17 protein-coding genes are annotated in these 12,657 nt (G+C 27.2%); 1 reads left to right on the top strand and 16 read right to left on the bottom strand.

Annotation, left to right across the window (positions count from 1 at the left end):
* Positions 1-40: 40 nt before the first annotated feature.
* The 5 genes from AB8B22_RS01825 to AB8B22_RS01805 all read right to left on the bottom strand — a co-directional run bounded on the left by AB8B22_RS01825 (position 41) and on the right by AB8B22_RS01805 (position 2,822).
* Positions 41-220, bottom strand: a complete 180-nt coding sequence (locus AB8B22_RS01825) for a hypothetical protein (protein ID WP_314340673.1) — start codon at positions 218-220, stop codon at positions 41-43.
* Between the two features lie 115 nt (positions 221-335).
* The gene (locus AB8B22_RS01820) at positions 336-842 is read right to left on the bottom strand and encodes a hypothetical protein (RefSeq protein WP_304080398.1); all 507 of its coding nucleotides are present in this window, start codon (positions 840-842) and stop codon (positions 336-338) included.
* Positions 843-893: 51 nt separating this feature from the next.
* A complete protein-coding gene (gene cobI / locus AB8B22_RS01815; RefSeq protein ID WP_369711423.1) occupies positions 894-1,625 on the bottom strand; it encodes a precorrin-2 C(20)-methyltransferase in 732 nt (243 codons plus the stop codon).
* A gap of 114 nt (positions 1,626-1,739) precedes the next feature.
* Positions 1,740-2,111 carry a DUF488 domain-containing protein gene (locus tag AB8B22_RS01810; protein WP_369711421.1) on the bottom strand — a complete coding sequence of 124 codons (372 nt, stop codon included), beginning with the start codon at positions 2,109-2,111 and terminating at the stop codon, positions 1,740-1,742.
* A 132-nt stretch (positions 2,112-2,243) separates the two neighbouring features.
* Entirely contained in the window at positions 2,244-2,822 is a 579-nt protein-coding gene (locus tag AB8B22_RS01805) for a hypothetical protein (RefSeq protein ID WP_369711419.1), read from the bottom strand.
* Positions 2,823-3,053: 231 nt separating this feature from the next.
* Between AB8B22_RS01805 and AB8B22_RS01800 the strand changes: the two genes are divergently transcribed.
* Positions 3,054-3,554 (top strand): TlpA family protein disulfide reductase, encoded by a 501-nt coding sequence (locus tag AB8B22_RS01800; protein ID WP_369711417.1) that lies wholly within the window; start codon positions 3,054-3,056, stop codon positions 3,552-3,554.
* Positions 3,555-3,773: 219 nt separating this feature from the next.
* On the opposite strand, the gene AB8B22_RS01795 is transcribed toward AB8B22_RS01800, so the two are convergent.
* The 11 genes from AB8B22_RS01795 to AB8B22_RS01745 all read right to left on the bottom strand — a co-directional run bounded on the left by AB8B22_RS01795 (position 3,774) and on the right by AB8B22_RS01745 (position 12,639).
* The gene (locus AB8B22_RS01795; protein WP_369711415.1) at positions 3,774-4,538 is read right to left on the bottom strand and encodes an META domain-containing protein; all 765 of its coding nucleotides are present in this window, start codon (positions 4,536-4,538) and stop codon (positions 3,774-3,776) included.
* Between the two features lie 189 nt (positions 4,539-4,727).
* Entirely contained in the window at positions 4,728-5,027 is a 300-nt protein-coding gene (locus AB8B22_RS01790) for an EamA family transporter (protein WP_369711414.1), read from the bottom strand.
* A gap of 2 nt (positions 5,028-5,029) precedes the next feature.
* Complete coding sequence (locus tag AB8B22_RS01785) at positions 5,030-5,209, bottom strand: hypothetical protein (protein WP_369711413.1); 180 nt, start codon at positions 5,207-5,209, stop codon at positions 5,030-5,032.
* A gap of 11 nt (positions 5,210-5,220) precedes the next feature.
* On the bottom strand, positions 5,221-5,625 hold the full coding sequence (locus tag AB8B22_RS01780) for an EamA family transporter (RefSeq protein ID WP_369711411.1): 405 nt from the start codon (positions 5,623-5,625) through the stop codon (positions 5,221-5,223).
* Positions 5,626-5,652: 27 nt separating this feature from the next.
* Positions 5,653-6,744, bottom strand: coding sequence for a metal ABC transporter permease (locus tag AB8B22_RS01775; RefSeq protein ID WP_369711409.1), 1,092 nt, complete (start codon positions 6,742-6,744; stop codon positions 5,653-5,655).
* A 3-nt stretch (positions 6,745-6,747) separates the two neighbouring features.
* The gene (locus AB8B22_RS01770; RefSeq protein WP_369711407.1) at positions 6,748-7,704 is read right to left on the bottom strand and encodes a metal ABC transporter permease; all 957 of its coding nucleotides are present in this window, start codon (positions 7,702-7,704) and stop codon (positions 6,748-6,750) included.
* A 1-nt stretch (position 7,705) separates the two neighbouring features.
* Complete coding sequence (locus AB8B22_RS01765) at positions 7,706-8,482, bottom strand: metal ABC transporter ATP-binding protein (protein ID WP_369711406.1); 777 nt, start codon at positions 8,480-8,482, stop codon at positions 7,706-7,708.
* A 153-nt stretch (positions 8,483-8,635) separates the two neighbouring features.
* Positions 8,636-9,571, bottom strand: coding sequence for a metal ABC transporter solute-binding protein, Zn/Mn family (locus tag AB8B22_RS01760; RefSeq protein WP_369711404.1), 936 nt, complete (start codon positions 9,569-9,571; stop codon positions 8,636-8,638).
* On the bottom strand, positions 9,564-10,238 hold the full coding sequence (locus tag AB8B22_RS01755) for an iron dependent repressor, metal binding and dimerization domain protein (RefSeq protein ID WP_369711402.1): 675 nt from the start codon (positions 10,236-10,238) through the stop codon (positions 9,564-9,566). Before AB8B22_RS01755 ends, AB8B22_RS01760 begins: the two co-directional genes overlap by 8 nt.
* Positions 10,239-10,666: 428 nt before the next feature.
* Complete coding sequence (locus tag AB8B22_RS01750) at positions 10,667-10,843, bottom strand: hypothetical protein (protein ID WP_211615943.1); 177 nt, start codon at positions 10,841-10,843, stop codon at positions 10,667-10,669.
* 35 nt (positions 10,844-10,878) lie between these two features.
* Positions 10,879-12,639, bottom strand: coding sequence for a DUF2207 domain-containing protein (locus AB8B22_RS01745; RefSeq protein WP_369711400.1), 1,761 nt, complete (start codon positions 12,637-12,639; stop codon positions 10,879-10,881).
* Between the last annotated feature and the right edge of the window lie 18 nt (positions 12,640-12,657).

Here is a 12,657-nt window from a genome sequence, read left to right as displayed (position 1 = left end):
TCCTTCTTTCTTTTAGTTCCTAAATTTTAACTACTTCTTATTAAATATCCCCATCAATCTTATTTTCAACACAATTTTCCCTTTTATTTTTATTATTTATTTTCAAAGTTCCCAAATAAAATCCTGCATTAACAATCAGTGCATAAACAAAATATCTCGACTCTAATGTCTTTATAATCCCGATTTTTTCAATACTAATCTGAGTTTCTTTAAAATACATCAAAACTTTATATGGAAAAGTATAAATTATTGCATAATAGTTTTTTTATACCAGTTAAATTCCATAAAAATAAATATTCCCAACTCGACCAGCTATTATCAAGATTTCTATAATTCTATTTCTTAGTTATTAAAATGTTTTTTATAATCCATAAAATACCATTAGTTAAAATAGTTGTTACAATTGGCACACCTATGTCTCTAATTAAAAATTTTTTTCTATTATTATTTTTCTCTATTTTATAATTTTGTATGAATTCTTTTCCTAACGGAGTTATACTTATTGATTCAATTTCTTTTTCGTTTTCAAAATTAGGTATATGACAATAAATATAATTTTTATCATGCAATTTTCTTAATCTTGTTATTGTATTTTCTTTTTTATTTGGAAATTTGTTAAATAAAAATTTTGAAGTATATCTGTATTTTTTATCAATATTAAGAGAATCTAGTTTTGCATGTACAGGTTCCCAATATTTATCACCTTTTTCGTATCTATCAATACCTAACAACTTTTTATCTTTATCTTTAAAAAAGTATTCTAAAATCTTTATATATTTTTTCTCCTTAACTTTAGATAAATATTCTAAAATTTTTATATCTTTGTTTTCTAATTCACCCATAATTAATTCTAATTCCCTTCATTAAACTTACATCTTTGCTTTCTTAAATTATTAAAATTTAGCATTTTCGAAAAACCTTTTCCATTGTCCTATTCCCTGTTTTTTAAGAATCAATGTAGAAAAATAGTGTACACTTTCAACATTTTCAATATCTGTAATAATTTCTTCATTTTCTTTTCCGCAATCTGAAACGATTACAGCATTTTCTTTATTCCCAGTTTCAATTATCGCTTTTTTTATTTTCTCAAAATCTCGGCTAATTTTCATTAACACTAAATTTTGATTATTTTCAATTTCTTTATAAATATCAGTTTTTCGATTGACAGAAACTACTTTTAAATCTTCATCTCCAATCATTAGCGGTATGTTAAGCCTTGCCGCAATACTGTTAAATGAAGTTATTCCCGCAATAGTTTCAACTTCCACATTATCTGAAATATGTTCCAAGATATAAGTGTAAGTGCTATAAGTCATCGGATCTCCTATCGTTAAAAATGCTACCTTTTTCCCTTTTTCCAACTCAACATTTATTTTACCGGCATTATTTTTTCTAAAAACTTTTCTCGCTTCCACATCTTTTATCATCGGAAACTCCAAAAATAGCTGCTCCACATCAGGTTTTACATACTCTTTTACAATATTAAAAGCTGTACTTCCTTCCCCACTTTTCGCCTCAGGCAGTACTATTACATCTACCTCATGCAACCTTTTCGTCGCTTTAACAGTTATATTTTCAGGATCTCCTACTCCGACACCAATACCATAAAATTTACCTTTTTCCATATTTCACTCCTTTCTCTTCTCACTTCCCCTAAAAAATTCACTCATTTTTTCAAATTCTAACTTCTTACCTTTAGATAATTTTTATTGATTATGCAAAAATCTTTTTAATTTCAACTATTTTCTCAACTTTTCTTCAATAAATTTTTTTAATACAGGAATATGGCTCAATTCTGGAGTTTTACTCGCATAAACCATTGTCACATTTCCCTTTTTCAACTCTTCCAATATTATACCCTCAAATTCCTTAAAATCCGAATTTTCTTCCAATTCTTTTCTGTAATTTTCAGAAAAATTTTCAAAATTGATAATCCCTTTATGGTAATTTTGTCTCAATTCCTTCGATGGCGTAATAATTTTTGCCCAATAATCAATTTTCGCATCTTCCTTTTTTAGCCCTCGAGGCCACAATTTATCAACTAATATTCTAAAGCCATCTGCTTTTTCAATTTTTTCATAAGCTCTTTTCCATTTAATTTCAAATTTCATAGCTCCCTCCTTTTCTAAAATCAAAAATCTTATCAAGATCACAACTATTTGTCAATCACTTTTCATAAAATTACTTTAAATATTATACCATATTTGTTATACAAATATTTCGATAATACAACAATTTTTTAATTATTTTTCCACCAAAAAAATATTTTCTGAAATTTTCTTTTTCATAATTCCACCAAATTGATTTTTGTAAAGTTCAAAATATTCTGAAAATTCGCAAGAACAATTGTATCCTAAAATTTCCATCTCAATTCCAAATAAGTCAACATTGAAAGGAAATGGCGAAAATCCATTTTTCAAATAAAATTTCTTTCGACTTTGACGCTCTTCGTAATTTTTAGCATTTTCATCCTCAGCATTTTCAATCTCAAGAAAAAAACGATAATTTTTGTAATATTCCTTCAAAAAAGATAGCGTTTTAGAGCCATATCCATAACTTCTAGCTTCTTTGGTTATTGCCAAATAATCTAGCAAAACCAAGTCTCTATGTTTCAGTGCGATTGCTAGACCTTTAAATTCGTACAAATTTCTGTTTTTCTCATCAGTTTTTTTCTTCTCAATTGAAAAAACTTCAAAATTTCCTCTTAATACTCCGATTAATATTAATCCGAATGGCTTTTTTTCCTCTTTTGGAAATGAATTTTGATATAATTTGTAAATATTTCTAATTTGTTTTATTGATTTTATTTTTCTTAATTCCAATTTAAAATTCTCCTTTTATTAGTAAAACTGAATATATTTTAATATAAATTTTCTAATCTTTGTTTAGTTTATCCTGTTATTTAAGTTTTTTTCTTTTAATTTGTATGATTGTTTATAAAAAAATATAGTGAAATTAGGATTTAAAAAGTTAAATATAATTGAAAATATATACTTAATATGATAAACTTTATAAAACATTTTAAATAAAAAAATAAGAAAGAAGGGATAAAAATGAAAAAATTATTGATTATTATTTCATTATTTATGACAAGTATTTTGGGATTTGCAAATGTAAAACCTCTTGATGTTGATGTAACAGAAAGTGCAAAATTACCTAATTTCGAATTAAGAGATTTTCAGGGAAAATATACAAAAAGTAAAAAACTATTTGGAGATGGAAAACCTACACTTTTTATTTTTGCTGCTGAATGGTGTCCTTATTGTCAGCGTGAACTATCTGCTGTACAAAAATTTTATGAAGAAAATAAAGATAATATAAATGTCGTAGTTGTATTCACAAGAAGAAAAACCAATTTATCATCAACTAAAAAATATGTGGAAGAAAATAAATTTACTTTCCCAGTATATTATGACTCCACAGACTCACTTATGACAGCCTTCAAAGTAAAAACTGTTCCATACAACTTGATTATCCAAAATTCAAGAATCCAAAAAGATTTGGGTGGATCAAAAACTTATGAAGAGTTGAAAGAAGCATTCTATTTGAATTAATAAAAAATAGGCATTATAAAACATCTGAATTTTTATTTGGATGTTTTTTTGAAATAATGTTTTTTCTGATAAATACGGCAATAAAAAAGAACAGTCATATTAAATTTAATTTTTTTTGAAATAAAAAAGAGGCAGCAATTCTCTAGAGCCTCTTTTTTTATTAGTAGACTTTTTTTTATCAAATATTGTACACGACATCTTTTTACAAAAAGAAATCACTTATTTGATCTTTTCAAATTTCAACGTTTTCCCATCACTAGTAGTCAAAGTCAAAATATTTTTAACTAATTTTATTGTTTTAGAATTTTGCAACAATTTTAAATATTCAAATTCAATTTTCATTAAATTTTCTGGTCCAGCCATTTTTGTAGAACCAACTGGTCCAATTTTAATGCTGTCATTCTTGATTTCACAATTTCCAAAATAGTTGTTTATTCCAGAATTTCCATTAATCTTGTTTTCAGCAAAAGAAATTGTTATTTCTCCATCTTTTTCTGGAAAGGAAGTTTGTCCCATTTCGATAAGTTTCCATTTTGTATTTTTTAATTTTTTACTCAAATCTAATTTTTTAAACGTCCAAACTTCTCCATTTTTATTTCTCAAGCTCAAAGTTGTGCTATTATAATTTATTCTTGGAGAATTTTGCAAAATATCAAAAAAGTTTAGCTCAATTTTCATTAATTCTTCTGGTCCAGCCATCAAGGTTGCCACTGTTTCAGCAATTAAAATTGAATTATTTTTTATTTTATATCCTCCAAAATAACTATTCACACCTGAAAATCCACTAATTTTACCGTCTGAAAAATTAATCGTAATATTTGCCCCTTCTGGAATTGGCAATTTTTGACCTTTTTTACTAATTTGTGATAATTCCCAAGAAGTTTCGTTTAAATTAATAATTTTCTTTTTTGTTTTTGCACTCAAAGAAATGCAACTTAGTAAGAAAACTGTTAAAATTCCGAATAAAACAAATGTCTTTTTCATTTTTATTCCTCTTTTCTAAAATTTTTTATTCAAAATCTTAAAATTTATATTTCTAATATTTTAGAGTTTTTTTAGAATTTAATTTAAGATTTTACGATTTATTTCCTTTATTTTTTCAATCGTAATAATATCACATTTTTATTAAACAAATATTAGAAAGTTTTAAAAAATTAAATTCTCAAAATTTATTTATAATCTTTTTTCCAAAATAAATATTGAAATGAAAACCAATACAAATCCAATTAATTCAACAACAGAAAATGTTAATCCAAAAATTATTACTGATAATATTGCCGCAAGTACTGGCTCGAAAGCTGTCAATATTCCTGCAAGTGATGAAGAAATATAGTTTAAACTTGCGATATAGATTAAATAGGCAATGGAAGTTCCTAAAATTACGACTATTGCTACTTGAATCATAGATTTTGTGTTTACATTTCCTTCTATTTTCCAAATTGGATGAACGATGTTTGAAATTATGCTTCCCACAATCATTCTCCCCAGCCGACTACTGTTATGCTGCCATATCTTTTCAATAGTTTTTTTGGATAAATTGAGTAAAAGGCAATCATAATTGCTGAAAAAAGTCCAATAAACAGTGCTTCTGGAAGGACAGATAAACTTGAAATTTTTCCTTTTGTCGCTATAAATACAACTCCTAAAACTGTCATAAAAAGTAAAATTAAAGTCGAAATTCTGGAATTTTTTTATTTTTTACAGATTCATAAATAAATATGAAAAATGGTGCTGTAAACTGTAAAATTGTTGCAAATGAAACATTGCTTAACTCGATTGTTCGGAAGTATGTGTACTGAACAAAGTACATTCCTGCTGAACCAAACAAAATTATTCCAATAATGTCTCGCTTGTTTTTTAGAGGCTTTAAAACTGATTTTTTTTCAATGAAAATTACAATTAAAAATAGTAATATTCCTGAAATAAGGGTTCTTGTGGAAACCAGCCAATCTGACGAAAAATTGTATTTTTTGAAAAGGATTTCTCCTGAAATTCCTGAAATTGACCACAAACTTGCAGCTAAACTTGCCAGTATCATTCCATGTATTTTTTTTCTTGATTTTGTATCCATTTTTCGCCACCTTCTTTTTCTGAAATTTTAACTTGCAACAACTTTTTCTCCACGCTCAGAGAGTTTGAAAACTCCATTATCAACATAAATATATTTGCTTTTCTCAGCTTTGTCGATAACTTTTTTCAGAAAACTTTTACTCCAACGCAAATGATTTTCAATAGTTTCAACTCCACACTCGTCTTTTTCCTTTTTAGTATTGGCGTTATTCGACAAATGAATTAACAAAATTCTTAGTGAAAATGCCATTTTTTGAGATTTTTTCCGATTTATTGTAAAAATTAAACCTTTTTTTGGAGAAAAAATTAATGTTACAAGAAAAATTACTCCTATTATTACTGCGATACTTCCAGCAATTGAAACGTCAAAGAATCTTGCCAAATGAAATCCAATGATACTTGCCACAGCTCCCAAAACGAGACTTAATCCTATCATTACTTTTAGCTTATCTGTTAATAAATACGCTGTAATTGGAGGACCAATCATAAATGCAACTACCAATATTGAACCTACTGCCTCAAATGAGGATACTGCTGTCATTGACACAAGCGACATTAGAATGTAATGAATTAATATGGGTTTCATTCCAAGAGTTATAGCAAGAGCTTTGTCAAATACTGAAATTTTTAATTCCTTGAAAAAAATAACGACAAAAGATAAGTTTATTAAAAATATTACAAAAGTTGTAACTAGCCCTTTTGCAACACTAAAACCAAATATCTGTACCCGATTAAATGGTGCGAATGCCAGTTCTCCCAATAATACTGAATCAACATCCAAATGTACATTTCCAGCATATTTTGAAATTAAAATTACAGCTATACTGAATAACAATGGAAAAACCACTCCAATTGCAGAATCTTCCTTTACAAGTCTTGTAGAGTTAAGAAGTTCCACAAGATAAACCGTCAAAACACCAACTATTCCTGCACCAACAATTAATAGGGGAGAGTTCAAATCGTGAACTGCAAAAAATGCTATTACAATTCCAAGTAAAATAGTATGTGTAATTGCATCTGAAACCATTGACATACTTTTTAAAACTAGAAATGTCCCTAAGATAGAGCAAGCACTTGCTACCATTATTGCAATTAATTGTATTTCTACTGAAAAAACCATGATTTATTTTCCCCTTTCCAAATTATTTACTTCTAAACTTTTTAATTTCATTTTTTTATTTTCAAGTTTTTTTCTAAATTCTTTTTTTCTTTTTTGATTTCTTATAATTTTAAAAATAATACCTCTTTTATTTGAGAATAAAATACTGATAACTACAATTATACTTATAATTATAACGATAACAGGCCCAGTAGGCAAATTACTTTCACTTATACTAATCAAAGTCCCAAGCAAACCTGATATTCCTCCAAAAAATGCCGCTAAAATTACCATAATTGAAAGTTTGTCTGTCCATTGCCGTGCTGCAACCGCTGGAGAAATAATCATTGCACTTATTAAGATTACTCCTGCCGCCTGAATACCGATTATTACAGTAGTTACAATCAATATGGAAATTAATATTTCAATTTTTTTACTTGGAAATCCCAATGTTTTGGCAAAATCAGAGTCAAATGAAACAATTTTAAATTCCTTCCAAAAAAGAATAATTATAATTAAAAGAATAATTCCTGTAATAAAAATAATATCAACATCTCTTTTAATAAATGTAGAAGCCTGTCCAAAAATAAATTTATTTAAACCAGATTTATTTGCTCCAGGCAATTTATTCATATAGGAAAGCAAAACTAATCCCAATCCAAAAAACACAGATAAAATCAATGCTAGAGCACTATCAAATTTTATTTTTGTATAATTTTGAATTAATTGAATCAAACCAATACATACAATTCCTGTTATTAAAGCACCTAGCAGCAAAACTTCTGTATTTTTCACGTTTGTAAATAAAAAAGCTAAGCAAACTCCAGGAAGTGAAGCATGAGAAACTGCATCTCCCAATAAACTTTGCTTTCGTAAAACGGCAAAACATCCAAGTATTCCTGAAACCATTCCAAGCAATAGACAACCAAGTGCAACTGTTCTGAATGTATGATCTGTTATAAGAAGAGTTAATATATTCATTTTATCGCTCCTTTTCAATTTCAGACAGATTTCTATTATTTTGAGTTGCTTTTTTACTCTTATATGTTTTTTCAATATTTTCAGGAGTAAAAATTTCTTCCACAGGTCCAGAAGCTATAACAGACACATTTATAAATGTCACATAATCAAAATAATCCTTTACCGTCTGCAAATCATGATGAACAGCAATTACAGTTTTTTTCTCATCTCGCAGTTTTTTTAAAATATTTACAATAGATTTTTCTGTTTTACTGTCGACACCTTGAAATGGCTCATCCATAAAATATATTTCTGCATCCTGCACCAATGCCCGTGCCAAAAACACCCTTTGCTGTTGTCCCCCTGACAGCTGGCTTATCTGTCTGTCTGAAAACTCATCCATTTCCACCTTATGAATTGCTTCTTTCGTCTTTTCCTTATCAATTTTTCTAACTTTCTTTAACCACCCGACTTTTCCATAACGCCCCATTTCCACAACATCAAATACAGTAGTGGGAAAATCCCAGTCAACACTTCCTCTTTGTGGTACATAAGCTATCTTATCCCGCACTTTGCTATATTTTTCATCATAAAATTTTACTTCTCCAGTAACAGGCGTTAGCAAATCAAGCATTGCTTTAATTAAAGTAGATTTTCCAGCCCCATTCGGGCCTACTATAGCCATAAGAATCCCCTTTTTAATATCAAGCTCAACATCCCATAAAACAGGTTTATCCTCATAAGCTATCGTCAAATCTTCAACCCTTATAATAACATCATCTGAAATATCTTGATTCATTTTATTTTTCTCCTAAATTTTAAAAATTATAACATAGCAAAACAACTTCTCAGGAATTTTTTATACTTCATAATAACAAAATGGGAGTGATAAAAGTTGTTCTGCTATATTTTTGAATTATTTTATAATATATATTAATAAAAATATTACCAGTTATTTTAACGCATTAACAATTGTATCTGCATTTGCTTTAACTGTCTTAATATAAGTTTCAGAGTTATGTGCTTTATCTCCTAGCGAATCTGAATACAATTCTCCACCTATCTTAACTTCTTTTCCTCTAGCTTTTACAGCTTCCTGCAATGCTTCTATACTTTTTTTCGGAACAGAAGATTCAACAAATATTGCTTTTATATTTCTTTGTACAATGAAATTAGCTAAGTCACTTATGTTTTTTGTACCAGTTTCAGAATCTGTAGAAACACCTTGTATAGCTTTTACTTCCAATCCAAATTGTTCTCCAAAGTAGTTAAAAGCATCGTGTGCTGTTACAAGAACTCTACTTTTTTCAGGAATTTCATTTATTCTTGTTTTTACATAAGTTGTAAGTTCATTTAGTTCAGCTTTGTATTTTTTCAAATTTTCTTTGTAGTAATTACTATTTTTAGGATCATATTTGCTTAATTCAGCTTCCACTGCTTCAGCTTCCTTTTCCCACAATTCCGTATTGAACCATACGTGCGGATCAGGCGTATTTGCATCAACTAAATGAATTTTATTTTTGTCTAATTTTTCTCCAACATTTAATATATTTTTATTTTGAGAACTTAGCTTTTCAAAAATTTCTGTCATTTTACCTTCCAAATGTAACCCACCAAACACTATAATATCAGCATTTCCAAGTTTTTCAATATCACCTGCACTGGCACTGTATAGATGCGGATCTACTCCTTCTCCCATAAGTCCTGTAACTTCGACTTTATCTCCACCAATTGTCTTTACAAGGTCAGTAAGCATTGTCGTTGTTGTTGTAATTTTTATTTTTTTACCTGATGTAGCTCCACCTTTTCCACAAGATATTAGTAGCATCATTGCTACACATATTGCAATTACTAAGTTTAATTTTTTTAGCACATTGTTTTTAGTCATTATCCATCTCCTCCAAATCTTTATTTTTTTTATAAACCTCAATCATATCTGCTGCATTAAAAGCCACTATTTTTTCATTATTTTGCTCACTTTTCAAATATATTGGTCCATTAAACGGATCTTTTCTTTCTACGATATATTTTTCCTTTAAATTTATATCTAAATCTCGTAGATAATCATATAATTCGATATTATCCTCCACACTCAATATAACAATTTCATCATTTTCCTCAGCTTCAGATAATTTTATAATATTTTCTTCATCCAAGTTTTCCAAATCATAGAAAATCGGACTTCCATGCGGACATTCCTTAGGATAAAATAAAAATTTTTCCAGTTTTTGGAGAAGTTTATCGCTCGTTACATGTTCCAGAATTTCTGCTTCTTTATGTACATCCTCTTTTTCATATCCTAGTTTTTCAAATAAAAAAACTTCCCAAACACGGTGTTTACGTATAATGTCTAATGCAAAATTATTCCCCTTTTCAGTAAGTTTTACTGTTTTCTTGTCAATAGTTAAATAATCATCGTTTGCCAACTTTTTTATCATTTCACTGACTGAAGCTGGAGAGATATTTAAATATTCTGCAAGTTTTTTATTGGAATATTCCTTCTTTTTTTTCAAAGTATATATTCCCTTTAAATAGTCTTCTATACTTCTACTCATCTCAACTCCTTTCGGTTTTAGCTAAGCCTAATTTTAAAATTAGGAAGACCTAATAACAATAATATATTAACATTATATACTTTGATTGTCAAGATATTTTTTTTACATGAATATTTTTAACATCAAAATAATAAAATTAAGATAAAATAAAAAATGCATCTAATAACATCAGATCTTTTATCTGACTATTATAAAATGCATTTTAAATCAAAAGTTATAATGATATTTTCCAAAAAAGCAAATAATAAATCAATTTTATACTAAAATCCTGAAATAAGAATAGGAAATAGTATAAAACTGTTGATTTCTCTCCACTTATATTCTATAACATTTTTTCAAATAATACTGTAACTTATGTTACAAAAAAACTCCCGTTTAAAAAATTTTTTTTAAAACGGGAATTTATACGATAATTAATATATCAATTTTTATGGTTTCAAAATATTTGCTGAAAATTTATATGAATAATCTTCATTTTTCAAAAATTTTACTGTTCCTATAATATGTGAAATAATCCAGTAAATCCAAAGTCCAGTAATAATTGCCATTAAATATTTCAGCGTTTCAAAAATATTTTCCAAAATTATGAAATTTAACACTATCATTCCATTTTTTTATTGTCATATGAATTTTTATAATCTTACCAGCTTCCGCCTCCACCGCCGCCAAAGCCGCCACCTGAACTTCCGCCAAAACTTCTGCCAGAGCCAAATCTTTTATTTTTACTAGCAATTTTTCCCCATTTTACCCTTACGGCATCAAAAGTTTTTTGAACTTCATTAATGATTAAATTATTTGAGAAAAAATTTACATTTTGATTTTTATATTCCTCTTCTCCAAATTCTTTTATAAAACACTGTGAAACTCTTCGGTTTTGATGCAAAGCCACTGAATAAGGTAAAATAATATCATAAATTCTTCTTCTCTCAAATCTATCCATTTCCCAACTATTTTTAAAAATTTTATCTTCTATATATTTTTTTAACTCATCTATCCATTTTTTTATCGAAGAATTATTTTTAAAAATATAATTAAAAACTTCAAATAATCCCCAAAAATAAATAATTTCCAAAATATATAAAATATTTTTTGAAATATCGTTAAATAATAAAATTCCTATAAAAAAAATCGGTATTATTCTAAAATATGAAAGTTTGTCTAAAGAAATAAAATAACTTACAGCAAAAAATATAAAAAAGCCAATATATATGCTTAAATTTTCAAATGTTGTTGTAAAAAACAAAATACTTAAAATTATGACTCCTAAAAAAAATGGAAAATAATATTTTTTAGAATCTTTTTTTAAATTTCGATATTTTTTCTCCAACATTTTTTTCATTTCCAAACTTTTTTCATAAAATTTATCTTCTTTTTGATAATTATTTCTTATAGCTTCCAAAATAATTTTCTCTTCTTCTGGCAATTCATCTTTTTCACTGATAAAAATCATTTTCATTGTTTTTTCTTTAATTGAAATACATTTCTTTTTTAACAACGACAAGATGGCGACTTCTGTCAATTTTTCCAAATTATCATTTCCAGAAAGATAAGCGACTTCAACTGGAGATAATTCTTCGTCAAAATATTTTGTATTTTTTGCTTTCAAATAATAAACCCACACATAAACACTCAAAACCATCAAAATTATAAATCCTATCACTAAAGAAATTCCTCTTAAAGCTAAATTTTTAAAATCATTTCTTTCTTTTTCAAAACTTCTTTGAGCTTCATTATTTATTTGATTTAAAATATTTTTATCAAATTTATTTTTATCCAAATGAATAATAAAACTAATTCCTTCATTTTCATTCAATCTTGTCAAATTTGAAATAAAAATTTCCCCATTTTCCATTCTTGCCTCAAAATTTTGATTCCGTTCCCCTTTTTTTCCAGTATAAACTTCAAAATTAGAATTTTCACCATTTTCATACAATTTTCCATTTTCCATTTTAATAACAATATTTGCTTTTTCAATTGGAACGCCCCACTCTTGACCAATTCCATTAAAGTATATTTCATATTGATTTCCATATTCTGTTATCGCCTTTTTCATTTTATAATCAATTTGATAATTGTAAATTCCATTTTCAAGCAACACATCTTGTTTTCCTATTTTTATTATTTTATATTCCGCTTCATCAAAAATATCAAAATTTTCTTTTTTACTATTTTTTAAAACATTAAAAACCTCAACTTCCGAACCAAACTTCAAAGGTATTTTTCTATAAATTCCGTGCTTTTGCCTTCCATCAAAGTTGTAATTTATATTTTCTGAAATATTCAAAATCCCATCTTTTTGAATTGTTATGAAAACATCATAATTTTTTATGCTCTCGCCAAAAAGAAAGATGGGAAAAATCAAAAAAAGAAAAAAAATTCTTGAAATTTTAATTTTTTTCATCTTCATCACTATCACTCA

It is taken from the genome of Leptotrichia rugosa, from assembly GCF_041200005.1.
Classification (GTDB): domain Bacteria; phylum Fusobacteriota; class Fusobacteriia; order Fusobacteriales; family Leptotrichiaceae; genus Leptotrichia; species Leptotrichia rugosa.
The sequence above is the reverse complement of the archived record's forward strand: the minus strand, read 5'-3'. Positions and strand labels throughout refer to the sequence as shown.